This window comes from Amycolatopsis sp. cg5, from assembly GCF_041346955.1.
Taxonomy (GTDB): Bacteria; Actinomycetota; Actinomycetes; order Mycobacteriales; family Pseudonocardiaceae; genus Amycolatopsis.
The window spans coordinates 6,568,970-6,593,596 of sequence record NZ_CP166849.1; the positions used below are offsets into that span (position 1 = coordinate 6,568,970).

The window sequence follows — 24,627 nt, forward strand, 5'->3', positions numbered from 1 at the left end:
GTCAGGCTTTCGCGGCGACCGCCGCCATCGCACTGATGATGGCTTCGACGTCGGCGTCCGTGCTGATGTACGGCGGCATCGCGTAGATCAAGTCCCTGAACGGGCGAAGCCAGACGCCGTTGGCCGTGACCACGTCCGTGGCGACCGCCATGTCCACCGGATGGTCGAGCTGGATCACCCCGATCGCGCCGAGCACCCGGATGTCCTTGACACCGGGCAGATCCCGTGCTTGCTCAAGTCCACTGTGGAGTTGCGACTCGATGCGCGCGACGTCGGCGCGCCAGGCGCCGGTCCGCAGGATGCCGAGCGAGGCGTTGGCGACGGCGGACGCGAGCGGGTTGCCCATGAACGTCGGGCCGTGTGCCAGCACGGGAAGTTCGCCGCGCGAGATGCCGTCGGCGATCTCGGCCGTGCACAGCGTGGCGGCCATCGTCAGGTAGCCGCCGGTGAGCGCCTTGCCGAGGCACATCACGTCGGGCGTGACACCGGCGTGCTCGGCGGCGAACAGCGCGCCGGAGCGCCCGAAACCGGTGGCGATCTCGTCGAAGATGAGCAGAACCCCGTGCCGTGCGGTGATTTCCCGCAGCGCTTTGAGATAACCGGGGTGGTGGAAGCGCATGCCGCCCGCACCCTGCACGACCGGTTCGACGATGACGGCGGCCAGTTCGTCCTTGTGCCGCTCGATTTCGGCGGCCAGATTGTCCACATAGGACTGATCGGGCGCGGTGCCGAAGCCGGAAGGCGGTTCCGGCACGAAAAGCTGTTCGGGCAGTGTGCCGCGCCAGAGCGCGTGCATGCCGCCGTCGGGGTCGCAGACGCTCATCGGGTGGAACGTGTCGCCGTGGTAGCCGCCGCGCCAGGTGAGCAGCTTGCGCTTCGCCGTCTTGCCGACGGATTGCCAGTACTGCAGGCACATCTTGATCGCGACCTCGACCGAGACGGAGCCGGAGTCGCACAGGAAGACGTGTTCCAGCCCGTCCGGGGTGAGGTCGACCAGCGTCTTGGCGAGCGTGATCGCGGGCTCGTGGGTGAGCCCGCCGAACATCACGTGGCTCATCTTCGCCAGCTGCGCGGTCAGGGCGGCGTCGAGCACGGGGTTGCGGTAGCCGTGGATGGCCGCCCACCACGACGACATGCCGTCGACGAGCTCACGGCCGTCCGCCAGCTTGAGGCGGACGCCCTCGGCCTCGGTGACCAGCAACGACTCGACCTTGCCCGGCATCGGCCCGTACGGGTGCCAGACGTGGGCGATGTCGAGTGCTTGCAGTTGTTCCGGAGTCACGCCCGCAGACTACGACAGCCGAACCGGCAGGCTTTCCACTCCGTGCACGAGCAGGCTTTCCCGGAACCGCAGCGACTCGACCTCGCCGAGCAGCTCGATGCCGTCGAACCGGTCGAGCAGCCTGCCGATCGCGATCTCGGCCTCCAGCCTGGCCAGCGGCGCGCCGACGCAGTAGTGGATGCCGTGGCCGAACGCCATGTGCCCGTTGGTCTGCCGGGTGACATCGAACGCGTCGGGCTCGGGGAAGCGCTCCGGGTCCCGGTTCGCCGACAGCAGCGAGAGGAACAGGAACTCGCCGGCCGGGATCTCGACGCCGGAGACCTCGATCGGCTCCTTGGTGAACCGGAGCGTGGCGATGTTGATCGAGCCGTCGAAGCGCAGCGACTCCTCGACCATGTTCGGCAGCAGCGACGGGTCCGAGCGCAGCGCCTTGAGCTGGTCGGGGTGGCGCAGCAGCGCGAGCACGCTGTTTCCGATGAGGTTCACCGTGGTCTCGTAGCCCGCCACCAGCAGCAGGAACACCATGGCGACGAGTTCCTCCGGGCTGAGCCGGTCGCCCTCCTCGGAGGCGTGCACGAGCGCGGACATCAGGTCGTCCGTCGGGTTTTCGCTCTTGCGCGCGATGAGCTGGACCAGGTAGTTCGCCATCGCGCCGACGGCCTCGGAGATCGCGGCCGAGTCGCCCTGCGAGAGCAGCAGGTTCGACCAGGCGCCGAACTGGTCGCGATCCTCGAGCTCCACGCCCAGCAGCTCGGAGATGACCGTGATCGGCAGCGGGAACGCCAGCGCCTTCATCAGGTCGACCTCGCCGCTCATCGCGTCGAGCAGCTCGTCGGTGATCTCCTCGACCCTCGGGCGCAGCCGGGAGACGACGCCGCTGGTGAACGCCTTGTTGACCAGTTTGCGCAGCCGGGTGTGGTCCGGCGGGTCGCTGTTGAGCATGTGCGCGTTCAGGCCCTGCGCGGTGACGTCGACCGCCCCGGTCGCGCTGACGTTGCGCGCGATCATCTCCTGCGCGAGCTTGGCGTCCTTGGCCACCCGCGGGTCGGACATCAGCGCCCGCACGTCGGCGTAACGGGTCACCAGCCAGACGGTGAGCCCGCGCGGGGTGACCACCTGCCGCACCGGCCCTTCGGCCCGCATCAGCGCGAGCGCGCGGTGCGGGTCTTGCATGAACTCGTCGCCGAGTACTGGAATCACGGTGCCCCCAAGGTCAACGTTCCGCGAGCGCGGTGGCGATGCGCTCGACCACTCCTTCCCAGTATTCCCGTTGTTCGGCACGCTCCGCTGCGTCGATCAGCCCCTCTTGCCGGAACTTCAGCGTCCCGTCGCCCACTATGACGTGAACGTCCGAATCGTGGTCCCAGTCCTTCGGCTGCCACGTCAGGCTCAGCTGCTTCGCGTCCTTGATCTTCCGGACGCGGCCCGCGGTGCCGTTGGCCGTCTCGTAGCTCTTGTCCTTGGTGAGGTCCGTTCCCGGACCGAGCCAGATCTCGCTGCCGTCGCGGCCGAGCAGGAACTCCCACACCTGCTTCGGCGTACCCGGCACGGCCTGGGAGACCTCAACCGTCTGTGCACTATCCACGCCACCATCATCCCATCGGGTTAAGTAGCTCCCTGTCACCGGTATCGGGCAGGATCGCCGGTGTGCGCTACCAGCCGATCTCCTACCCCGTGCTCGCCGACGACCTCACCCGCCGCGTACTGGACTTTCCCGGCCGCCGTGTCGCCGTGCTGATCGACGGAGCCACCGGGACGGCCGAGCTGGCCGACGCGCTCGTGGATCCCTTACGCCTCAACGGCCGCGCCCCGCTACGCGTCTCGTCGGCCGGATTTTTGCGACCAGCGTCACTCCGCTTCGAGCACGGCCGCACCGACCCCGAGGCCCGCTACCGCGACTGGACCGACTTCGGCGCACTCCGCCGCGAAGTCCTCGACCCGCTCCGCCCCGGCGGCTCCGGCGAGGTCCTGCCCGCACTCTGGGACACGGAGCGTGACCGAGCCACCCGGCTCCCCCGCGTCCCCCTTCCCCCGGAAGGGGTAGTCATCCTCGACGGCGAAATGCTCCTCGGCTCCGGCCTCGCGGCCGACCTGACCGTGCACCTGTGGCTCTCCCCCGGCGCGCTGCGCCGCCGTCTCCCCTCGACCGACCACTGGGCACTGCCCGCCTTCGCCCAGTACGAGTCCGAGGTCGACCCGGCCTCCCTGGCCGACCTGGTCATCCGGGCCGACGACCCCAACCACCCGGCGCTGAGGGTCCAGGACTCGTGAGCGTTGCGGGCGGTTAGAACCGCCCGGTATTTGACGACCTCCGGGAGACGTGGCCTTGGCTGGCGCGCACGGGCGGGGCGTTTGTCACGCTCAAGGGAACGAAAGTGGCTTGTGTGTGCTGGGTGCGTGACAAGGGCGGCCCTTGTCACCCAGAGCGTCGCAAGGGCGCCCCTTGTCACGTGCCAAGGGCGCACCAAAGCACGGCCGTACACCCGTGCGAGCGAGCCCACTGGCTAGGGGGTCGTGAGTGATGCGGCCGGTTCTAACCGGTCTAAACACTCACGAGTCCGCGGCGGGGTCAGCGGATGGCGGCGACCGGATTGCCGTCCAGGAAGCCGGTGAGGCGGGAAACCATGGTCTCCCAGCGCCAGGCCTGGCTGACCCAGTCGCGGCCCGCCTGGCCCATGCGGCGGGCGCGGACGGGGTCGGCCAGGAGCGCGGCCAGGGTCTCGTGGAGCTGCTCGACGTCGCGGCCGTCGACGACGTGGCCGGTGACCTCGTCGAGGACGGTCTCGGGGGCGCCGCCGGAGCGGCCGGCGACGACGGGGAGGCCGGTCGCGGAGGCTTCGAGGTAGACGAGGCCGAGGCCTTCGACGTCGAGGCCCTTGCCGCGGGTGCGGGCGGGCATCGCGAAGACGTCGCCCGCGTTGTAGTGCGCGGGCAGCTCGGGCCACGAGACGGAGCCGGTGATCACGACGTTGCCGGTGAGTTCGAGGTCGGACACCATCCGGGTCAGCGTCTTGCGATACGGGCCGCCGCCGACCAGGAGCAGCGCGACGTCGGGGATGCGCTTGCGGAGTTCGACCGTCGCCCTGATGAGCTGGTCCTGTCCCTTGCGCGGCACCAGGCGGGACACACAGACCACCGTCGGGCGGTCGCGCAGGCCGTAGCGGGCGCGGATCTCGTCGCGGGCGGCCGGGTCGGGGCGGAAAAGGTCGGTGTCGACGCCGGAGGGGAGCATCTCCAGGCCGGCCATCGGGCCGAACGCGGCGGCGAAGCGGGTGCGGGTGTACTTGCTGACGTAGGTGAGCACGTCGGTGGTGTCGCCGATGCGCCGCAGCGCCTGCCTGGCCGCGGGGAGCATCGACCAGCCGACCTCGTGGCCGTGGGTGGACGCGATGACCCGGCGGGCGCCCGAGTCGCGCAGCGAGTGCCCCAGCAGGGCGAGCGGGGCCGCCGCGCCGAACCAGACGGCCTCGCAGTCACGCGCGCGCATGATCTCCTTGGCGCGCTTGAGCACGTCGGGCGTCGGGAGCATCAGCGACGTCGGGTGGCGGACCACTTCGAAGGCGGCGTCGGCGTCGAACTCGCCGTGCGACCCCGACGGCGACTCCCACGACGGCGCGTAGACGACCAGGTCGTCCGCGGGCAGCCGGGTGGCCAGCGAGTGCAGGTAGTTCTGGATGCCGCCGGGACGGGGCGGGAAGTCGTTCGTCAGCAGAAGCGTGCGCACCACGGGGGTCAACCTATCTGGAGTACGAAAAAGAGCCGGGGCGGCATGGCCCCGGCTCTTTTTCGAGCGACTTGCTAAGCGACCCGGCGTGCGCCGGCGTATCCGCTCTGCAGCGGCGAGATCTTGACCACGTCACCCGTGGTGGGCGCGTGGACCATCTTGCCGTCGCCGATGTACATGCCGACGTGGTGCACCGGCGAACCGAAGAACACCATGTCACCGGGGGCGAGCTGGTCCCTGGAGACCGCGACGCCTTCCGAAGACGCCATCGCGGCGCTCGAACGGTTCTTCAGCGTGATACCGGCCTGCTTGAACGCCCAGACCATCAGGCCGGAGCAGTCGAACGAACCGGGACCGGTCTTGCCCCAGGCGTAGGGGCTGCCGAGTTTGCTCAGCGCGGCGTCGACCGCCGACTGCGCGGCGGCGCCGGGCGCCTTGACGTTCGGCCGGGCACCGCCCTGGTCCTTCTGCGCGTTCTTGTCAGAAGGGTTCAGGAACGAGTAGGCCTTCTCCAGCTCGTCGATCTGAGCGTCGAGCGACTTCTTCTTCGCGTCGATCTCGCCCTGGAGCTTGGCTGCCGCGTCCCTGGCGGTCTGCGAGGCCGTCTGTGCCGCGGTGGCGGCGTTCTCGGCGGCCTTGGCCTGGTCGACCGCGCCGGTCAGGCCTTTGAGCGCGTTGTTCTTGTCGGTGGCCAGCACGTCGAGCGCGGCGGCGCGCTCGAGGAACTCCTGGGTGGAGGCGCCCGAAAGCAGCGCGGAGACCTTGTTGAGCTGGACACCACTGGTGAACGAGGCACCGGCGAACTTGTCGACCTCGACACGGAACTTGTCGACCTCGACACCGGCTGCCGCGCCTGCGGCCTTGGCGGCCTCGACATCGGTACCGGCCTTCTGCAGGTCGGCTTCCCTGTCCTTGAGGTCGTCAGTGGCCTTGAGGTATTCCTCGTTGATCTTCTCGGCCTGCGTCGCGAGCTCGCGGTACTTGGTGAGCGCTTCGGACGCGCTGCCGGGCGGGGCCTGGAGGGCGGGGACTGGGGCCGCGATGGCCGGTGCTTGGGGGACGCTGACAGCCGCGATGACAGCTGTAGCAGCCAATGCTCCGGACACCACGCGCTTGACTGGATGCGACTTCACGCCGCGCGTGTCTCCTCTGCTCGTCAGCCGCCTACCGAGCAACGCCGTCGAAGAGATCGGGGGCTCTCTTCCTTGCGCGTCGCGGGCGGACACACACCCGCGCCACACGTGGCGATTTCCCGCCGTGCACCTGGCCGAGTTCTACCTCAACTCGATAGGACGCACGGTGGTTCCGGCACAGCTCCCCGACAAAGCTGTTTCGGCGGCGATCCCGCGTAGCCGCCCCTGCTGTGACGGCGTTCGGCCACGAGATCTCGGCTAGGTTACGAAACCTCGGGCGCGACGTCCACCAGGCTGAGCGCAAAAACTCTCAGTGATGCGCCGAAACACCATCGGACCAGCAAATGCGCTTTAGTGTGACTGGCGCTACATGCAGGGAGTTTGTTCGCTACCGACCGTTCATCAACTCAGAACGACCACTCGGCGCGTCCTCACTATCAGAGCGTGTCACGCCGGTCGTCGTTGATCACCCCACACTCCATGGTCCGGGCAGGCGGATTTCGGTTCGGCCAGCGGAACCATCCGCAGGCGCGGCACCATTCCCGCTTCGGCCAGCGCGTCGATCGCGCGGCGCTCGTCGGGATCCCATTCCAGCGCGGGAGGAGCACCGAGCAGCACGCTCACCACACAGTCGGCGCACGCGTCACCGCGCACCTGGCATCGAGTGCAGTCGATGACCATGTTTTCGATCTCTTCGACGCTGACATCGACGCCGTCCGGCCTCAGTTCCATCGCTCGCTCCCGTCACTTGGGCTTATGACAGGAACGATAGGACCGACCACCGACAGTTTTTGAAAACGCGGCGTCCGCGCTAGCCGGTGAACTCCCAGTGCCAAGGTTCTTCACGGCCGCCGCCCGCACGCGCCCAGCCAGGGTTGACCCAGCCGAACCGGCCCGCGTTCGCGGTCAGCCAGCGGTATGCGGAACCGCCGTAGGATTCGGCGCCGCCACAAAGATCGACGGCCAATCCCCAACCATGATTACTGGTACCCGGAATGGCGGCCAATGACGGTTTGCGCCGATAAAGATCGACCTGCGCGTCGAACGTCCGATACGAGTCGGTGACGCAGATGAGCGAGCCGAAAACCGCGCCATAGGCCTGAGACATCGCGTAGAAGGATTGCGCGGCGTCACAACGCAGAACGTGCGAGCCCGCGCCGATCGGGCACAGCGCGGCGACCGGGATCAGGCCGTTCGGATAGCCGCCCCACGCGCCGCCGCCCGAGCCTTGCTTGGCGGGCATCTCGACACCGCCACATCGCCAGGTCAGCTCCCCGTTCGCGCGCTGCGGGACGGCCTCGGCGGGGCGCACGCCGAGCGACGGCCGCGAGACACCCACAACGGTGTCACCCGAAGGTATGGCCGAGACGACCACGCCCGCCGTGCGGGCGTCCGACACGAGCATCGTCCGTCCGTCGAGCAGGATGCCGACCGACTGGACGCCGTAGCGGGCCGGTCCGAGGAACACGAGATCACCCGGTTGGGCGACGGCGAGATCGACCGGACGGCCTACCGCGAACTGCTCGCCCGCCGAGCCGGGCTGCGGCAGGCCAGCGCCGCCGAACACCGACTTGACCAGCCCGTCGCACGAGTACGCGACCGGCCCCTCCCCACCGGAGTGCGGCACGAACGGCTTGCCGAGCGCGCCGACGGCCGCCGTCACCGCGGCGATCGTCTCGCGCGGCAGCACCAGCAGCCGCTGGCCGTCGCGGACGGTCTCGGCGACCCCGCCAGCCGAGCCCAGCGGGGTGAGCCCGGCGGGCAGCCTGGCCGGATCGCGCAGCGCGGCGGCCGGCGGCGGCGTGATCCCCGCGGCGGCGAGCCGGTCGGTGTAGTCCTTCCAGTTCGCGGCCGTCTTGGCGTTGAGCTCCTGCTGACTCTTCTGCTGCGCCACGACGGCGTCGTTGGCCGCCGTGATCGGCCCGCGCAGCTCGGCGGACACCGCGTCGGCGCGGTTGGTCGCGTCGGAGGTGCGCTTGTCCAGCTCGGCGCGGCGATCGGCGGCCTGCTTCTCGACCCCGGACGCGGCCTGCTCGGCGTCGACGGCCTTGCGATGGCGCTCCAGCGCCGCGCCGAGCCGCGTGTCCTGCTGGGCGCGGATGATCTGGACCATCGAGGCGCCGTCGAGCAGGTCCTTGTGGTTGCCCGCGGCGATGAAGGCCGACAACCGGCTCGGCCGGATCATCGACGTGAACGCCTCACGCGAGAGCTGATCGACCTCGGCCTGCTGCGCGGCGACCACCGTCTCGGCAGCCTGGCGCTCCGCCGTCGCGTGCTGCAGCTTCGCGGCGGCGTCGTTCAGGTTCTCCTGCGCGACGTGGACCTGGCCGGCCAGCTCCCCGAGCTGGCGCTGCACGTCCGACGCGCTGCGCTGCAGTTCGGCGACCTTGGGATCGGCGAACGCGTCACCGGGCCGAGGATCGGGCACGGCGGCGCCGGGCGCGACACCGGCTTCGACCCGCAGGTCACCGGGGTCGGTCGGCGGCTGATTCTGCGCGCTCGCGGTCCGCGCGCTGAGCAGCGCGGCGGCGATCGAGAGCACGACGAGCGAACGCGACTTCAAGAAGCTCCTTCGGCGGCAAGGGCTTGTTGTCCTACTGAAAACAACGCGGAATGACGCGTCAGGTTACGAGCTAGACCCGGCCGAGCCTGCTGACCAGCACGGCAGCGGGCACAGGATGCGCGCCTCCGCTGCGCACCGAGTCCGCGACGGCCCGGTCCGAGGTGGCGACCACCATCGGTCTCCCCGGCGGTTCCGCGGCCACGAGCGACCGGATCACGTCGTCGGCGAGCACGCCCCGGTCGGAGAACAGCACCCGCACGCCACGCGGCACGGCCGCGGGCACGGACAGCACCCCGGCGCCGTCGAACACGACCGTGACCTCGGCGCCCGTCCGCGCGGCCAGCGCGGACAGCTGGTTGGTCAGCCGGTCACGCTGATCCGAAAGCGCGAGCTCGGGATAGCCGGTCTTGGTGACGTTGTAGCCGTCGACGATGAGGTGAATGTTCGGCAACGCCAGCAGCTTGTCCAGCGCGCTCGCGTCCTGCACCCGGCCACCGGCGCCGATGCCCGAGGTCGCGCCGCGCACGGTGTCCGCGGGCCGCCGCGAGCCCGAGCCGACCGACAGCTCGCGCCGCAACCCGTTGACCGCGCCCTCGATGGTGCCGAGCAGCAGCGAAAGCCGCACCTCGTCCGCCTGCCTGGCCTCGCGCGCCGACTGCCGCGCGACCTCCGCGTCGGTCACCGCACGCTCCGCGCGCGCCCGCTCGCGGTCCGCTCGCTGGCGCTCCCGCTCCAGCTTCGCTTCCAGCGCGCTCACTTCGTTCGCCCGCACGGCTCCGCCACGCTCGGCTTCGCCTCGCGCCTGCTCCGCCGCGTCCTTCGCCTGCCGCAGCAGCACGCCTTGCTCACGCAGGCGGCCACGCAGCTTCTCAAGCCCTTCCTCACGCTCGCCTCGCGCGTTCTCCGCCGCGCCGCGCGCTTCGGCCAGCTCCTCTTTGAGCCGCTCCAGCTCAGCTTCGAGCCGCTGGTTGCGCGCGACGGCCGCGTCGCGCTCCGCGCGCAGCGTCGTCTCCTCGGCGTTCTTCGCGACGAGCCGCACCCGGGACGTCGCGCTCGACTCACCGAGCAGCACGGCGGCGGCCGCGGCGGCGACGGAGTCGGCCGAGTTGGGGTCGAGCGCGTCCTGCCGGTGGTCGCGCAGCCACTCGATGACGGCGGTCCTGAACTTCGACGATTCGCCGAGTGTGCTGATCAGCGCGGTGCCGCCGAGCTTCGCGCGCTTGGCGGGCGCGAACTTCGCGACCGGCCTGAGCTGGCGCGGCACGTCCACATTGGGCAGCTTCCCGAGCGCGGCGGCGGCGAGTTCGGCGATCCGCTCACGCACCGCCTCCGGTAGCTCAGACCAGTCGACGGGCACCGTCTCCGCGCGCGGCTGAGCGCCGGCGGACGTGGTGTCCTCCGGGTGCTCGTCGTGCGCGGGCTGCGGGTGCATTCGCTCAGCGTAGGCCCACTGGCCACCACCCGCCCCCGATGGGATGCCGTGGACACGGTGACGAATTTATGTCGGTGGGTGACCATAGGGTGCGCGACATGGATTCGGGGCGGCGGTTCGAAGACGCCCAGCTGACGTTCGACGAGCTGGGAACACCCTTGCGTAGCACCACTTTCGTCATTTTCGACCTGGAGACGACCGGCACCAGTCCCGGCTCGGACGCGATCACCGAGATCGGCGCGGTGAAGGTGCGGGGCGGGCAGCTGCTGGGTGAGTTCGCCACCTTCGTGAACCCGGGGATGCCGATCCCGCCGCAGATCGTCGCGCTGACCGGCATCACCACCGCGATGGTCTACGACGCGCCGTCCATCGACGAGGTGCTCCCGGCGTTCCTCGAGTTCATCGGCGGCGCGGTGCTGGTCGCGCACAACGCGCCGTTCGACACCGGGTTCATCCGCGCGGCCTGTCACGCGCACGGGTACGCCCAGCCGCGCAACGCCGTGGTCTGCACGGTCCGGCTGGCCAGGCGCGTGATCCCGCGGCACGAGACCCCGAGCTACCGGCTGTCCGCGCTCGCGATGCTGTTCAACGCGGCGACGACGCCGAACCACCGCGCGCTCGAAGACGCGCGCGCGACGGTCGAGGTGCTGCACGGGCTGCTGGAGCGCGTCGGCAATCTGGGCGTCCACTCGCTCGAAGAGTTGATCGACTATCTGCCGGAGGTCACGCCCGCGCAGCGGCGCAAACGCGGCATGGCGGCGAATCTGCCGGACAAATCCGGGGTCTATCTGTTCCGCGGCCCGAGTGACGAGGTGCTCTACGTCGGCACGGCGTCGAACCTGCGCAGACGGGTCCGGCAGTACTTCACCGGCTCGGAAAGCCGGGGCCGGATCCGCGAGATGATCGCGCTCGCCGAACGGGTCGACGCGATCGAGTGCGCCCACTCGCTGGAGGCCGAGGTCCGTGAGCTGCGCCTGCTCGCGGCGCACAAGCCCGCCTACAACCGGCGGTCGAAGAACCCGCACAGCGCGTGGTGGGTCGGGCTCACCGACGAGGCGTTCCCCCGGCTGTCGGTGGTGCGGATCCCGAGAGACGGCCTGCTGGGCCCTTTTCGGTCCCAGACGGACGCGCGGACGGCGGCGGACACGCTGGCGGGTGCGTCCGGCCTGCGCACCTGCACACAGCGCATCGCCGCGCTCGGGGCGTCGGGAGCCCCTTGCGTGCTCGCGGAACTCGGGAAGTGCGGGGCGCCGTGCGCCGGGCTGCAGAGCGTCGAGGAGTACTCGTCCGGTGTGACGGCGGTGTCGGAGTTGATCGCGGGCCGGGCAGGCGAGCCACTGCATTCGGCGGCCGCGTATTTGACGCGACTGGCCGACGGCGAGCACTTCGAGCAGGCCGCCCGGCACCGTGACGATCTGGCGGCGCTGGTGCGCACCGTCGACCGCGCGCATCGGCTGGCCTCGCTGGCGGCGATCCCCGAGCTGATCGCCGCGGGCCCGGACGGCTCCGGCGGCTGGGAGTTCGCGGTCGTCCGGCACGGCAGGCTCGCGTCGGCGGGCGTGGCCAGGCGCGGGATCGCCCCGATGCCGGTGGTCGAGCAGCTCGTGGCGGCCGCGGAGACGGTGCTGCCCGGCCCCGGCCCGCTGTTCGGCGCCGCGGCCGAGGAGGTCGGGTTGCTGGTGCGCTGGCTGGCGAAACCGGGCGTCCGGCTGGTGCGCACCTCGGTCCCGTGGGCCGAGCCGGCGCGGGCGGCGGGAGGCTGGCGGTCGTGGCTGGATCTTGCCGCGACGGCGTCCAGCCTGGAGCGGGTCGGTTAGGGCGTGTCTCGAAATTCTGGTCGATGGGCTTCGTGATCCAGGTGGTTCCTGGCGGTGCCGCGGCTTCGCGCCTCGTACTGGACGTACTCGGGCGAAGCCGCGGTGCCGCCAGGGACCGCCTGGGCGCGAAGACCGCGATCAGAATTTCGAGACACGCCCTAGGTAAGATCCGAGCACAAACCCTTGGAGGCTCTCTTGATCACCGCGATCGTCCTGATCCACGCAGCGGCCGAAACGATCCCGGAGGCCGCACAGGCGATCGCCGACATCGAAGGCGTCACCGAGGTCTACTCGTGCGCGGGCGACGTCGACCTGATCGCGAAGGTCAGGGTCGCCGCCCACGAGGACCTCGCCGACCTCATCCCGGCCAAGATCAGCAAGGTGCCCGGCGTGCTCGGCACCGACACGCACATCGCCTTCCGCTCCTACTCGCGCGCGGACACCGACGCCGCCTTCTCGATCGGCGTCGAAGGCGCCTGAAAACCCGGGATAAAGCCCGCTTTACTCCGCGATGTTTAGCGGGCTTTATCCCCGGGAGTAAAGCCCGCTTTATCCCGGGTCTGGCACCTGATCAGCGCAAACGCTTGATCTCACCGCGGGCGCGGTAGAAGCCGCCGCTTTCGGAGACGTGGATCTCCTCGACGACGTAGCGCGCGCCTGGCACCCGGATGTTCTTCGGGAACTGGACGCCGCGCGCCCGGTCGTAGCCCTCCGAGACCACGTGCACCCGCAGCCGCGAGCCCTCCTGGACGCATTCGACGACCACGCCGCCCGCCGCGACCGTCACCTCGGCGACCTCCGCCGACGCCTCCACGCGCTCCCAGTGCCCTGCCTTGATGTCGGTCCGCTCCGGCAACTGGCCCTGCTCGGCCGCGTGGACGGCGGCCGGGCTCGCGTCGAGGCACGCCAGCGAACCGTCGGTCGTGACCAGGTACAGCCGCTCGTCCCGGTACTGCATCGAGTACGCCGACCCGCAGCCCGTCCCCAGCTTCCACAGCCGCGTGCCGTCCGCCGCGAAGCAGTAGACCGAGGACTGGTTGTCCCCCGCGAAGACGTACGCGCCGTCGGGCGAGGTCGCGCAGGAGAACACCGCCGCGTCGCAGCGGTAGCGCGCGATCTCCGCGCCCGTGGCCTTGGCGAGCCGGTGGACCACGCCCATGCTCGTGCCCGCGAACACCTCCGCACGCTCCTGCCAGCCGAACAGGACCGCGCCGCGGGTGTCGGTGTGCCAGACCTGGTCGCCCGTGCGCGCCGCGTAGTGCGTGACGCCCCGGGAGTGGCCGTGGAACGCCCCTTCGGCCGCGCAGCGGACCATCCAGGCGCTGTCGCCGTAGCTGGGGCGCGACCACTGGAACTCGTCCTCGTGGTCGACGACCGTGATACCGCCCTTGCGGTCGGACACGCCGAGCACGCCGTCGTGGATGTCGAGCCAGTAGATGTCGACGTCGTTGGCGATCTCGTACGCGACGCGGGGCACCTTGCCGCCGAGGTCGTAGACGCGGCCGTCGTCGCAGCCCGCGTAGATCCAGAAGTTGTCGGCCACGATGCACTTGACGCCGTCCGGCAGGCCGAAGCGGCCGGTGACGGTGCCGTCGTGGGTCAGCGTGTAGACGTCGCCGCGTTCGTTGCCGACCATCGCGCGGTGCTCGTCGACGAAGATGCCGAACGCGGGCGCGCCCGAGGCGAACCGCCACAGCACCGGGGCCTGGCGTGCGGTGGACCGGGTGCTGGTGATCGTCCGCCTGCTGATCGGGCGGCGTGCCCGCTCGCCCTTCACCGCGGGCGCGTAGCCGCCGCGCACCTTCTCGCCGATCTTCTTCTCGGCGGCCTTGGCGGCCTTGGCCGGATCGGGATAGGTGGTGCTGCGGATGGTGCCCTTCTCACCGATGCGGCCGTAGGTGATGGTGACGTCCTGACCCGCCACATGGACCTCGTAGAACTTGTGGGAGCCGCCGCCCGCTTCGGACAGCTCGAGGTACGTGGTGGTGGCAGCAGGCATCGTGTTTCCCCTCAGTGACCTGGTCATTTACCAAGACTCACCCTATCGGGGGACACCGACAGAAATGCCCCCGTCGCGGCCTGCGACGGGGGCATTTCTGTCGGGAATATCAGTGCCCGGAGGTGATCTCCTTGGCGGCGGGCGCGTGCCCGTTCGTCGAGGCCTCCGTCGGCTCGCCGCCGATGGCGTCCGGCTGGCCGCCGTGCCCGTTCGCGCGGGCACGGGCCAGCGCGGCGGTCTCCTCGGCCGGGTCCGCGGTCCACCAGGAACCGGGGACCGCTTCGCCCGCGGAACCGAGCTTGTTCATCTTCTTGGGCACCGTGGCGCCCTGGTACTCCAGCGGGATCGCGTGGCCGTGGTCGTCGACCCCGCCCAGCGGCTGGTGCAGCTCGATGAACTCACCGTGCGGGAGCCGCTTGATGATGCCGGTCTCGACACCGTGCTCCAGCACCTCACGGTCCGCACGCTGCAGGCCGAGGCAGATCCGGTAGGTGATGTAGTACGCGATCGGCGGCACCAGCAGCACGCCGATCCGGCCTGCCCAGGTGGTCGCGTTCAGCGAGATGTCGAACTGCTCGGCGATGATGTCGTTGAAGCCCGACAGCTCGATCACCATGAAGAACGACAGCGCCATGATGCCCAGCGAGGTGCGGACCGGGGTGTCGCGCGAACGCTGCAGCAGGTTGTGGTGCGCGGTGTCGCCCGAAAGCTTCCGCTCGATCCACGGGTAGGCCAGCAGCAGGCCGATCAGCAGCGGCAAGCCGATCATGCCGGGGAACGCCACCGCCGGGATCGTGTAGTTGCCGAGGTCGATCTCCCATGGCGGCCAGATCCGGAGCATGCCGTCCGCCCACGCCATGTACCAGTCGGGCTGGGAGCCCGCCGAGACCTGCGCGGCGTTGTACGGGCCGATGTTCCAGATCGGGTTGATCTGGAAGAGGCCGGACATCAGCGCGATGACGCCGGTGACGACCGCGAAGAACGCGCCGCCCTTGATCGCGAACACCGGCATGATGCGCACGCCGACGACGTTGGTCTCCTTGCGCTTCACCCCAGGGAACTGGGTGTGCTTCTGGTACCAGACCAGCGCCAGGTGCGCGCCGACCAGCGCCAGCATGATGCCGGGCAGCAGCAGGATGTGGAGCGTGTACAGGCGCGGGATGATCTCGTTGCCGGGGAACTCCCCGCCGAAGATCGCCCAGTGCAGCCAGGTGCCGATGACCGGGCTCGCCAGCACGATGCCCGAGAGCGTGGCGCGGATACCGGTGCCGGAGAGCAGGTCGTCCGGCAGCGAGTAACCGAAGAAGCCTTCGAACATGCCCAGCACCAGCAGCAGCCCGCCGATGACCCAGTTCGCCTCACGCGGGCGCCGGAACGCGCCGGTGAAGAAGATCCGGAACATGTGGACCATCATCGAGGCGACGAAGATCAGCGCCGCCCAGTGGTGCAGCTGCCGCACGAACAGGCCGCCGCGCACGTCGAACGAGATGTCCAGCGTGGTCTCGAAGGCACGCGACATCGCGACGCCCTGGAGGTTCTGGAAGCTGCCGTGGTAGATGACCTCTTCCATCGACGGGTCGAAGAAGAGCGTCAGGTACACGCCGGAAAGCAGCAGGATGATGAAGCTGTAGAGCGCGATCTCGCCCAGCAGGAAGGACCAGTGGGTCGGGAACACCTTGTTGAGCTGGTGGCGCATGCCTTTGGCGAGGTGGTACCGATCGTCGGCCCACTTCGCACCGGCACCGGCCGCCTTTTCGACGGGGTTGGTGCCCTTCGTCGGTGTCGTCAGTGAACTCATTGTGACTTCCGCTCCCAAAAGGCCGGTCCGATGGCCTCGATGAAATCGCCCTTCGCGATTAAGTATCCATCCTTGTCCACGGTAATCGGAAGCTGCGCGAGCGGCCGGGTGGCGGGACCGAAGATGGGCTTCGCGTAGTGCAGTGCGTCGAACTGCGACTGGTGGCACGGGCAGAGGATGCGGTTGGTCCGCTGCTCGTACAGGGAGGTCGGGCAGCCGACGTGGCTGCAGATCTTCGTGTAGGCGTAGTAGTCGCCGTAGTTGAAGTCCTCCTGGCCCTGGCGCTTGACGACCTTGGCGGCGTCGGCCGGGCGCAGGCGGATGAGCATGACGGGGCTGTCGACCCGCTTCAGCGCGTGGACCATGGCCTTCTCGTTGCCACGCTCGGACTCACGGAACGGGAACACCGTCTCCATGGCGCCTGCGTCGAGGTCCTCGGCCTTGACCAGCACGGGCTCGGTCTCGTCCCACTTGCCGGTGAAGCGGCGCAGGTAGACGACCTCGCCGGGGAACTCCGACTTCCACGGGGTGTGCCAGAGGGAGTCCTTGTTCTCGGTGTCCTTCCAGGGGTCCTTGATGAAGGACGCCACCGGCAGCGCGGCGGCCGCGAGGCCGATCGCGCCCATGCCGAGACCGGCGGAGCGCTTGATCAGCGAACGCCTGGCGATGGTCGAGCGGTTACCCGCGTCGGCCAGCTGCGCGAGGATGGTGGCCTTGTCGACTTCCTGGGAGCCGCCGTCGCCGCGCTCCTGGATCGCCACCTCGTGCGGGATGAACTTCTTCGTGTACAGCAGCAGGCCGATCGCGAGGCTGAGGATCGCCAGGCCCAGTGACACGCCGAGAGCGGGCGTGAACAGGCTGTAGACCGCGTGCTCGTGTTCGTTCGACGGTGCCTTGTACTCCCACCACTCCGGCCAGGCGATGACCACGACGAACGCGATCGCCGACAGTGCCGACAGCCCGAACCAGGCGGCGATGGCGCGCTCGGCGCGCTTCTCGGCGCGGGTGCCCTTGACCGGCCAGGGGTCGGGGTACTCGACGAGTTCGACCCCGTCGAGGTTCGTGCCCAGCTTGACCAGCTGGTCACGGTCCATCTCGGCCAACTCCGCCTCGCTCGGCGGCTTCGGCCCCTCCGCGGCGCTCATGCCTTCGATCCAATCCACAACGTCACGCCGATCAGACCGGCGATTCCCACGATCCACGCGATCACGCCTTCGGACGACGGGCCGAACCCGCCGAGGCCGTTGCCGCCGGGGTTGTTGTTCCCGTCGGACACCGACTTCACGAAGGCGATGATGTCCTTCTTCTCTTCAACGCTGAGCTGCCGGTTCGAGAACTTCGGCATGTTCTGCGGGCCGGTGAGCATCGCGGTGTACAGCTGCTCTTCGGTGGCCGGGTCCAGGTTCGGCGCGAACTTGCCGCCCGAGAGCGCGCCGCCGCGGCCGGTGAACTGGTGGCACGAGGCGCAGTTGAGGCGGAACAGCTCGCCACCGCGCGCCGGGTTGTCACCGCGCAGCGCGGCGCCCTTCTCGGCGGGCCGCTCGGGGCCGCCGCCGTGCGCCTGCACGTAGGCGCCGACCGCGTCGATCTCCTCCGGCGTCAGCTTCGGCGGCTTGCGGGGGATCTGCGCTTCCTGACGGGCGGCGGGCATCCGGCCGCTGGAGGTCTGGAAGTAGACGGCCGCGTCGCCGATGCCGATCAGGCTCGGCCCGCGGTCCTGCACACCTTCGAGGTTGGCGCCGTGGCACTCGATACAGGTGTTGTTGTAAACCTGCTCGCCCTTGCGCAGCAGAGCCGGGTCTCCCTGGGCTTGCGCGGTCTGGGGCGAGGGGGCGAACACCGCGTACAGCCCGCCGACACTGAGCAGGCCGATGCCGAGCGCGAGTGCGCCGGCGAACCGCCTGCGTGCCTTGGTCCGGGCCCGGAACCTGCGCTCCGTCTTCGCCTCGGTGTTCTTACTGGTGGTCATCTCTGCGGCAACCCTTGCTGTCAGTTCGGGCCGATGTGGACGTGGTGGCTGGCTGTTGGTGCGGTCGATCAGGGAAGCAGGTAGATGACCGCGAACAACCCGACCCACACGATGTCGACGAAGTGCCAGTAGTACGACACGACGATCGCCGACGTCGCCTGCGCGGGGGTGAACTTGCTCATCCTCGTGCGGATGAGCAGGAACACGAACGCGACGAGCCCGCCGATCACGTGCAGTCCGTGGAAACCGGTCGCCAGGTAGAACACCGTGCCGAACGGGCCGGACGGGATCGTCAGGCCTTCGTGCACGAGGTTGATGTACTCGTAGCCCTGACCGCCGACGAAGATGGCGCCCATGATCAGGGTCGCGATGTACCAGCGCCGGAGGCCGTACACGTCACCCTGCTCGGCCGCGAACACGCCGAGCTGGCAGGTGAACGACGAGGCCACCAGGATCACCGTGAACGGGATCGCGTACGGCAGGTTCAGATGGAACTCTTCGCCGTGCAGCAGTGGCGGCCAATGGCCGGTGGAGTTCTGGGCCTTGACCGTGAAGAACATCGCGAACAGTCCAGCGAAGAACATGAGCTCGCTGGAAAGCCACACGATCGTGCCGACACTGACCATGTTCGGCCTGTTCAGCGAGTGCACCCGCTGGCTGATGGTGGGAGCTGCCGTTGTCACGCGTCGCATTATGTCCTCTCACGGCCTGGCGTGTCCGCGCGGGTCCACGGCGGGTCGCGTGCGGACTCGATCACAATCGGAAGGGACCTACCCGTGAGTTTGCTTGATCGGCTCCGCGACCTGGTCAGAAAGCCGCAGGAGCCCGGTTTGTCCACCTCAACGCCCGGTTTGCCGGTGGTCGCGGAGGCCTTCGACCCCGCCGAAGCAGACTCTTCCGTGCTCGCGAGATCACCTGATTGGGTCGCCGAGCGGGAGGCGGTGCTGCGCCATCACCTCACGCTGCCGCCGGATCGGGTGGACGAGGCGACCCGGATACTCGCCCAGGACGGCTGGGAGCTGCGCGAACAGTCCCGGACCGACTCGGGCGTGACGTTGCACGCACTGCGCGTCCAGACGCTCGACGCGCTGCACTGCGCCCAGGAACGTTCGCGGATGGCCGGTCTGGCGCAGCGGCTCGGGGGCGACTCGCTCGGGTGGGACGCACTGCAAGCACCTCCTCCTACGTGATCTCGGTCATGGCCGATAACATCGGGCTGGGCGTGCCTCGCGGATCTTGTCCGATGAGAGTCGAGATCCAGGTGGTCCCTGGCGGTGCCGCGCGATCGCCCTCGTACTGGGCGTACTCGGGCGATCGCGCGGTGCCGCCAGGGACCACCTGGGCTCGGCTATCGCGGATAAGATCCGCGAGGCACGCCCTCACCCCACCGTTGACGGAGGAATGCGCAGATGAGTGACTCGCTGAGGATCCTGGTGTTCAGCCACAAGCCGGAGGTGCGCGAGTCGATCATCAACGCGATCGGCCGCCGTCCGGCCACCGACCTGCCCAGGGTCGAGTTCGTCGAGGTCTCCGGCGTCGGCAAGGCGATGGAGGAGATGGACGCGGGCACCGTCGACCTGGCGCTGCTCGACGGCGAGGCCCAGCCGACCGGCGGCATCGGGCTGACCCGCCAGTTCAAGAACGAGATCGAGAACTGCCCGCCGATCGTGGTGGTCGTGCGGCGCAAGGACGACCGCTGGCTGGCCACCTGGTCGCAGGCGGACGCCGTGCTGGTGCACCCGCTCGACCCGCTGACGGCCGCCGAGACGGTCGCGGACGTGCTGCGGCGCGTCCCAGCCGTGCACGGGTGAGCCGGATGGCACAGACCTGGCCCGCGCTGCTCACCCAGCTCGTGGCCCGCGCCGATCTGTCCGAAGCGGACACCTCGTGGGCGATGGACCGGATCATGGCGGGCGAGGCGACCCCTGCCCAGATCGCCGGGTTCGCGATCGCGCTGCGCGCCAAGGGCGAGACCCCGGCCGAGATCTCCGGGCTCGCCGCGGCGATGCTGGCGCACGCGCGCCGCGTCACCTGGGACGGGCACGCGGTCGACATCGTCGGCACCGGCGGCGACCGCTCGAACTCGGTCAACATCTCGACCATGGCGTCGATCGTGACGGCCGCGGCGGGCGCGCCGGTCGCCAAGCACGGCAACCGCAGCGCTTCGTCGAAGTCGGGCGCCGCCGACGTGCTGGAGGCGCTGGGCGTCACCATCGGGCTCGGCCCCGACGACGTGTCGCGCTGCATCAGCGAGGTCGGCATCGGGTTCTTCTTCGCGCCGGTGTTCCACCCCGGGTTCCGGCACGCGGGCCCGACGCGCAGTGAGCTCGGCGTGCCGACCACGTTCAATCTCCTGGGCCCGCTGACCAACCCGGCGCAGCCGTCGAGCGCGCTGATCGGCTGCGCGTACGCGGACAAGACGCAGGTGCTCGCGGAGGTCTTCGCCAGGCGCGGCGCGACGGTGCTGCTCGTGCGCGGCGACGACGGCCTCGACGAGATCACCACCACGTCGACGTCGACGGTCTGGGTGATCTCCGGCGGCGAGGTGCGCAAGGAGACCTTCGATCCGGCCACTTTGGACATTCCACGCGCGACAGCCGAGGACCTCCGTGGCGGTGACGCGACGGAAAACGCCGAAGTGGTCCGTCAACTCGTGGCCGGAAAGTCAGGTCCGGTCCGCGACGCGGTCCTCCTCAACGCGGCCGCCGCCTTGGCCGCGCACAAGGGCTTCTCCGGCTCCCTGACGGACGATCTCCGCGCCGGACTCACCCGGGCAGCCGCGGCGATCGACTCCGGCGCCGCGGCCACGCTCCTGGCCGACTGGGCCGCCTTCAAGCCCACCCCCTGACCCAGCTGAAAAACCCCAATGCGTCTTTCGGTCCCTCCCACGGACCGAAAGACGCATTGGGGACCTGCCAGGTACCGAAAGACGCATTCGGGACTCCCCGGGTACCGAATGCCGCATTGGGATTTTTTCCCAGGCCCAGGCATGCACGAAGGCCCCCTCCCGGAGTTGCGGGAGGGGGCCTTCGCGGTGGTCAGAGGCTTAGTCGTGGTTCGGGCCCGTGTGGTACTCGAAGACCAGGCCGCCGATGCTGATGAGCACCAGCACGATGGCGATGACGAGCAGCCAGACGTGGAAGAAGGCCAGCGCCAGGCCGGCGAGGCCCGCCGAGGCGGCGAGGCCGATCGGCCAGTAGCTGCCGGGGCTGAAGAAACCCAGCTCGCCGGCGCCGTCGCTGATCTCGGCTTCCTCGTTGTCCTCGGGACGGTCGGTCTCGAGACGACGGGCCACGAAGCGCAGGTAGGTGCCTGCCAGCAGCGAGAGCCCGCCGGTGAGGATCAGCGCGACCAGGCCGACCGGCTCGGTGCCGTACCCACTCCAGAGGTGGGTCATGATCCCGTAGGCGATCGCCGCGAGGAAAGCAAAGCCGGTGACGAGTTCGAAGATCCTGGCTTCGACCTTCATGACTGGTATTTCCTTACTGGTGTCGAACTGCTGCGGGCTGAGTGGAGTGGCCGGTTACTCAGCCGGAGGCGGTGCGCGCGGTGCGGTCGGTGTTGAACGGCTGCGTGGTGACGGCGTGCGGGGTGCACAGCTCGCCGCAGTTCATCGCGGTGAGCGCCTCGGCCGCGGTGTTCGACTTGCCGGTCTTCGGGTTGATCTGGCCGCGCAGCGCGAGGTACTTGTCGTACTTGTCCGCCGACAGCGCGCGGACCTCGAAGTTCATCACCGCGTGGTAGGTGCCGCACAGTTCCGCGCAGCGGCCGACGAAGGAACCCTCGCGGTCGATGGTGTTCTGGAACGTGTCGTCCTGGTTGTTCTTGCGCGGCTCCGGCATGACGTCGCGCTTGAAGTGGAACTCCGGCACCCAGAAGGAGTGGATGACGTCGGTCGACTCGATGCGGTACTCGATGGTCTTGCCGACCGGCAGCACCAGCAGCGGGATCTCGGTCGAGCTGCCGACCGTGCTGACCTCGCCGCCCTCGGCGTTCTTCTTGCCCGGGTACCGGAAGTCCCAGTTCCACTGGAACGCGATCACGTCGACCTTGACGTCCGGGTTGGGCTTCTTGTCCAGGACGTTGCTCTCGGTGGTGGCCGTGAAGAAGAACAGCACACAGACCATGATCAGCGGGGTGACCACGGTGAAGATCTCGAGCGGCACGTTGTACTGGAACTGACGCGGGAGCACTTCCTGCTCACCGTCGGCCGTCGCCTTCTTGCGGTGGAAGATCACCGTCCAGAAGATCAGGCCCCAGACCACGACACCGACGGCCAGCGCGGCGATGACGGTCCACGTCCACAGCTGCCGCATCTGCTCGGCCTGGTGGGTGACGCCAACCGGCCAGCCGAACCGCAGGATTTCATCACCGGAGCAACCGGTCGCCATGACAGCGACCAGCACGGCCAGCGCGGCGATTTTGCCGGACTTCACCCAAAGCCTCCTCGACCGAACTTCGTAACTGCAGCGGAGCCTAGCCGAGTTGGCGGGTCCTGCTGACCAAGGGGTAACTCATCGCGCGTGTCCACCCACAAGGGCAGGTGCGGGCACGCCCCGGGCATACTTGGGGCCTTCTCCCCCGGTTGCCGATCTTGAGGTGTGTGAATACGCGTGTGCGGCCTGCTTGGACTGATCTGCGCCACTGAAAGCGACGCGGTCAACGCCCGCGAAGCCGTCGACGCGGCGATGCGCTGCCAGCGCCACCGCGGTCCCGACGAGCAGGACACCTGGGCCGACGGCGAGGTGGTCTACGGCTTCAACCGGCTCGCCTTCATCGACCTGGAGCACTCGCACCAGCCGCTGCACTGGGGACCGCCGGAGGCGCCCGGCCGCTACACGCTGAACTTCAACGGCGAGATCTACAACTTCCAGGAGCTGCGGGCGGAACTGGAAGAGCAGTTCGGCGCGAAGTTCAACACCGAGGGTGACGGCGAAGCGATCGTCGCGGCGTACCACTACCTCGGCGCCGACGCGGTGAAGAAGCTGCGCGGGATGTTCGCGTTCCTGATCTGGGACTCGCAGGAGAAGCTGGTCTTCGGCGCGCGCGACCCGTTCGGCATCAAGCCGCTGTACTACGCGCAGGGCCCCGGCGGCATCGCGTTCTCCAGCGAGAAGAAGAGCCTGCTCGAGCTTTCGTCGACGCTGGGCGTCAAGGAGGAGCTGGACCGCACCGCGCTGCAGCACTACCTGGTGCTGCAGTACGTGCCGGAGCCCGAGTCGCTGCACGCCGCGATCCGCAGGCTGGAGTCGGGCACCTCGTTCACCGTCACGCCCGGTGGCACGCCGAAGCTGACGCGCTACTTCCACCCGCAGTTCACCGCGAAGACCGGTGACCGCGGCGAGGCGCTGTACGAGCGCATCGCCGACGTGCTGCAGGACTCGGTCGCCAAGCACATGATCAGCGACCCCGACGTCACGGTCGGCGCGTTCCTCTCCGGCGGCATCGACTCGACGGCCACCGCGACGCTGGCGAAGCGCCACAACCCGAACCTGATCGCGTTCACCACCGGGTTCGAGCGCGAGGGCTACTCCGAGGTCGACGTCGCCGCCGAGTCCGCCGCCGCGATCGGCGTGAAGCACGTGGTCCGCACGGTGTCCTCGGACGAGATGATGGAGGTGCTGCCGCTCATCGTCTGGTACCTCGACGACCCGGTCGCCGACCCCGCGCTCGTGCCGCTCTGGTTCATCGCGCGCGAGGCGCGCAAGCACGTCAAGGCGGTCCTGTCCGGTGAGGGCGCCGACGAGCTCTTCGGCGGCTACACCATCTACAACGAGCCGATTTCGCTGGCGCCGTTCGAAAAGGTGCCCGGCAGTGTGCGCAAGCTCATCGGCAAGGTCTCGACGAAGATCCCCGAGGGCACGCGCGGCAAGGACCTGCTGCGCCGCGGTTCGCTCTCGCTCGAAGACCGCTATTACGGCAACGCCCGCATCTTCCGCGACGACCAGCTGCGCGGCGTGCTGAAGACGTTCACCGAGGGTGTCGGCTTCAAGGACGTCACCGCGCCCTGGTACGAGGTCTCGAAGGACTGGGACCCGGTCGCGCGCATGCAGCACGTCGACCTCTACACCTGGCTGCGCGGCGACATCCTGGTCAAGGCCGACAAGGTGACCATGGCCAACTCGCTCGAGCTGCGCGTGCCGTTCCTCGACGCCGAGGTGTTCAAGGTCGCGGCGTCGATCCCGCTGGAGGAGAAGCTCGCCAACGGGACGACCAAGTACGCGCTGCGCCGCGCGCTGGAGAAGATCATCCCGGCGCACGTGCTCAACCGCCGCAAGCTGGGCTTCCCGGTGCCGATCCGCCACTGGCTGCGCACCGACATGTACGAGTGGGCCCGCGGCATCATCAACGACTCGAAGACCGACGAGCTGTTCGACAAGCCCGCGGTCCTCAGGCTCCTGGAGGAGCACCGCGCCGGGACGCTCGACCACTCGCGCCGCCTCTGGGCGCTGCTGGTGTTCATGCTCTGGCACGGCATCTTCATCGAGCACCGCATCAAGCCGGAGATCCCCGAGCCGGTCTACCCGGTCAAGCTCTGAACGAACCCGCCAAGACCCCCGCGACCACCCAGGTCGCGGGGGTTTTCGCTGGTCAGGGGTCGTGCGCGTTGCGGGCGGTTCTAACCGCCCGCAACGCGCACGACCCCTGAGCTGCGGATACGTGAGGCTGGCCACACCTCTTGCTTATACGCACGTATGTTGCGACATTAGGTTGAAACGTCTCGTGACGCCGACCACCCGGTTTGCTTATTTCCGCTGGTGGCGACGTCAAGACCGATTCAGTCACATCCTGTGACAGGTTTCGGTCAGGTAAATTCTTCCTAGCAGCAGGCCAAGTCGGCCAAGCCTTCCCCACCACCCTCCGTTCCGCTCACCGAGTGTGACGGCTTGTTCGGCGTGCACGGGGAATC

The 24,627-nt window shown here is 69.0% G+C and carries 22 protein-coding genes; 7 read left to right on the forward strand and 15 right to left on the reverse strand.

Annotated elements, in window-relative coordinates:
* Window position 1: 1 nt before the first annotated feature.
* The 3 genes from AB5J62_RS29320 to AB5J62_RS29330 are packed head-to-tail and all read right to left on the reverse strand — an operon-like array spanning window position 2 to window position 2,867.
* The gene (locus AB5J62_RS29320; protein WP_370943181.1) at window positions 2-1,282 is read right to left on the reverse strand and encodes an adenosylmethionine--8-amino-7-oxononanoate transaminase; all 1,281 of its coding nucleotides are present in this window, start codon (window positions 1,280-1,282) and stop codon (window positions 2-4) included.
* Window positions 1,283-1,291: 9 nt separating this feature from the next.
* Window positions 1,292-2,455, reverse strand: a complete 1,164-nt coding sequence (locus AB5J62_RS29325) for a cytochrome P450 (RefSeq protein WP_370950373.1) — start codon at window positions 2,453-2,455, stop codon at window positions 1,292-1,294.
* A gap of 40 nt (window positions 2,456-2,495) precedes the next feature.
* Window positions 2,496-2,867: an SRPBCC domain-containing protein gene (locus tag AB5J62_RS29330; protein ID WP_370943182.1), complete on the reverse strand. Its 372-nt coding sequence runs from the start codon at window positions 2,865-2,867 to the stop codon at window positions 2,496-2,498.
* Window positions 2,868-2,929: 62 nt separating this feature from the next.
* Here AB5J62_RS29330 and AB5J62_RS29335 point away from each other — a divergent pair, with 62 nt between their 5' ends.
* Window positions 2,930-3,553 carry a uridine kinase gene (locus tag AB5J62_RS29335; RefSeq protein ID WP_370943183.1) on the forward strand — a complete coding sequence of 208 codons (624 nt, stop codon included), beginning with the start codon at window positions 2,930-2,932 and terminating at the stop codon, window positions 3,551-3,553.
* Between the two features lie 298 nt (window positions 3,554-3,851).
* Here AB5J62_RS29335 and AB5J62_RS29340 read toward each other — a convergent pair whose 3' ends face one another.
* The 5 genes from AB5J62_RS29340 to AB5J62_RS29360 all read right to left on the reverse strand — a co-directional run bounded on the left by AB5J62_RS29340 (window position 3,852) and on the right by AB5J62_RS29360 (window position 10,134).
* Entirely contained in the window at window positions 3,852-5,009 is a 1,158-nt protein-coding gene (locus AB5J62_RS29340) for a glycosyltransferase family 4 protein (RefSeq protein WP_370943184.1), read from the reverse strand.
* Between the two features lie 71 nt (window positions 5,010-5,080).
* Window positions 5,081-6,139 (reverse strand): NlpC/P60 family protein, encoded by a 1,059-nt coding sequence (locus tag AB5J62_RS29345; protein WP_370943185.1) that lies wholly within the window; start codon window positions 6,137-6,139, stop codon window positions 5,081-5,083.
* Window positions 6,140-6,586: 447 nt separating this feature from the next.
* Window positions 6,587-6,871 (reverse strand): hypothetical protein, encoded by a 285-nt coding sequence (locus AB5J62_RS29350; RefSeq protein ID WP_370943186.1) that lies wholly within the window; start codon window positions 6,869-6,871, stop codon window positions 6,587-6,589.
* A gap of 79 nt (window positions 6,872-6,950) precedes the next feature.
* The gene (locus AB5J62_RS29355; protein WP_370943187.1) at window positions 6,951-8,702 is read right to left on the reverse strand and encodes a D-alanyl-D-alanine carboxypeptidase family protein; all 1,752 of its coding nucleotides are present in this window, start codon (window positions 8,700-8,702) and stop codon (window positions 6,951-6,953) included.
* A 70-nt stretch (window positions 8,703-8,772) separates the two neighbouring features.
* Window positions 8,773-10,134, reverse strand: coding sequence for an NYN domain-containing protein (locus AB5J62_RS29360; RefSeq protein WP_370943188.1), 1,362 nt, complete (start codon window positions 10,132-10,134; stop codon window positions 8,773-8,775).
* Window positions 10,135-10,232: 98 nt separating this feature from the next.
* On the opposite strand from AB5J62_RS29360, the gene AB5J62_RS29365 reads away from it, so the two are divergent.
* On the forward strand, window positions 10,233-11,951 hold the full coding sequence (locus AB5J62_RS29365) for a DEDD exonuclease domain-containing protein (protein ID WP_370943189.1): 1,719 nt from the start codon (window positions 10,233-10,235) through the stop codon (window positions 11,949-11,951).
* A gap of 195 nt (window positions 11,952-12,146) precedes the next feature.
* A complete protein-coding gene (locus AB5J62_RS29370) occupies window positions 12,147-12,431 on the forward strand; it encodes an Lrp/AsnC family transcriptional regulator (RefSeq protein WP_370943190.1) in 285 nt (94 codons plus the stop codon).
* A gap of 91 nt (window positions 12,432-12,522) precedes the next feature.
* Here the strand turns inward: AB5J62_RS29370 and AB5J62_RS29375 are convergent, their stop codons facing one another.
* The 5 genes from AB5J62_RS29375 to AB5J62_RS29395 form a co-directional block, all read right to left on the reverse strand.
* Window positions 12,523-13,977: a WGR domain-containing protein gene (locus AB5J62_RS29375; protein ID WP_370943191.1), complete on the reverse strand. Its 1,455-nt coding sequence runs from the start codon at window positions 13,975-13,977 to the stop codon at window positions 12,523-12,525.
* An 82-nt stretch (window positions 13,978-14,059) separates the two neighbouring features.
* Window positions 14,060-15,748: a cytochrome bc complex cytochrome b subunit gene (locus tag AB5J62_RS29380; RefSeq protein WP_370943193.1), complete on the reverse strand. Its 1,689-nt coding sequence runs from the start codon at window positions 15,746-15,748 to the stop codon at window positions 14,060-14,062.
* Complete coding sequence (locus AB5J62_RS29385) at window positions 15,745-16,893, reverse strand: ubiquinol-cytochrome c reductase iron-sulfur subunit (protein WP_370943195.1); 1,149 nt, start codon at window positions 16,891-16,893, stop codon at window positions 15,745-15,747. The genes AB5J62_RS29380 and AB5J62_RS29385 overlap by 4 nt, the downstream gene beginning before the upstream one ends.
* Window positions 16,890-17,717, reverse strand: coding sequence for a c-type cytochrome (locus AB5J62_RS29390; protein WP_370943196.1), 828 nt, complete (start codon window positions 17,715-17,717; stop codon window positions 16,890-16,892). The genes AB5J62_RS29385 and AB5J62_RS29390 overlap by 4 nt, the downstream gene beginning before the upstream one ends.
* A gap of 68 nt (window positions 17,718-17,785) precedes the next feature.
* Window positions 17,786-18,409: a heme-copper oxidase subunit III gene (locus AB5J62_RS29395; RefSeq protein ID WP_370943197.1), complete on the reverse strand. Its 624-nt coding sequence runs from the start codon at window positions 18,407-18,409 to the stop codon at window positions 17,786-17,788.
* An 84-nt stretch (window positions 18,410-18,493) separates the two neighbouring features.
* Here AB5J62_RS29395 and AB5J62_RS29400 point away from each other — a divergent pair, with 84 nt between their 5' ends.
* The 3 genes from AB5J62_RS29400 (at window position 18,494) to trpD (ending at window position 20,565) form a co-directional block, all read left to right on the forward strand.
* Window positions 18,494-18,907 carry a hypothetical protein gene (locus AB5J62_RS29400; RefSeq protein WP_370943198.1) on the forward strand — a complete coding sequence of 138 codons (414 nt, stop codon included), beginning with the start codon at window positions 18,494-18,496 and terminating at the stop codon, window positions 18,905-18,907.
* A 219-nt stretch (window positions 18,908-19,126) separates the two neighbouring features.
* Window positions 19,127-19,528, forward strand: coding sequence for a hypothetical protein (locus tag AB5J62_RS29405; RefSeq protein ID WP_370943199.1), 402 nt, complete (start codon window positions 19,127-19,129; stop codon window positions 19,526-19,528).
* Window positions 19,529-19,533: 5 nt separating this feature from the next.
* A complete protein-coding gene (gene trpD, locus AB5J62_RS29410) occupies window positions 19,534-20,565 on the forward strand; it encodes an anthranilate phosphoribosyltransferase (RefSeq protein WP_370943200.1) in 1,032 nt (343 codons plus the stop codon).
* Between the two features lie 198 nt (window positions 20,566-20,763).
* Here trpD and AB5J62_RS29415 read toward each other — a convergent pair whose 3' ends face one another.
* Together AB5J62_RS29415 and coxB are read right to left on the reverse strand one after the other, a co-directional pair.
* Window positions 20,764-21,186, reverse strand: a complete 423-nt coding sequence (locus AB5J62_RS29415) for a cytochrome c oxidase subunit 4 (RefSeq protein ID WP_370943201.1) — start codon at window positions 21,184-21,186, stop codon at window positions 20,764-20,766.
* 58 nt (window positions 21,187-21,244) lie between these two features.
* A complete protein-coding gene (gene coxB / locus AB5J62_RS29420; protein ID WP_370950374.1) occupies window positions 21,245-22,108 on the reverse strand; it encodes a cytochrome c oxidase subunit II in 864 nt (287 codons plus the stop codon).
* 222 nt (window positions 22,109-22,330) lie between these two features.
* On the opposite strand from coxB, the gene asnB reads away from it, so the two are divergent.
* Window positions 22,331-24,256: an asparagine synthase (glutamine-hydrolyzing) gene (gene asnB / locus AB5J62_RS29425; RefSeq protein WP_370943202.1), complete on the forward strand. Its 1,926-nt coding sequence runs from the start codon at window positions 22,331-22,333 to the stop codon at window positions 24,254-24,256.
* Window positions 24,257-24,627: the final 371 nt, after the last annotated feature.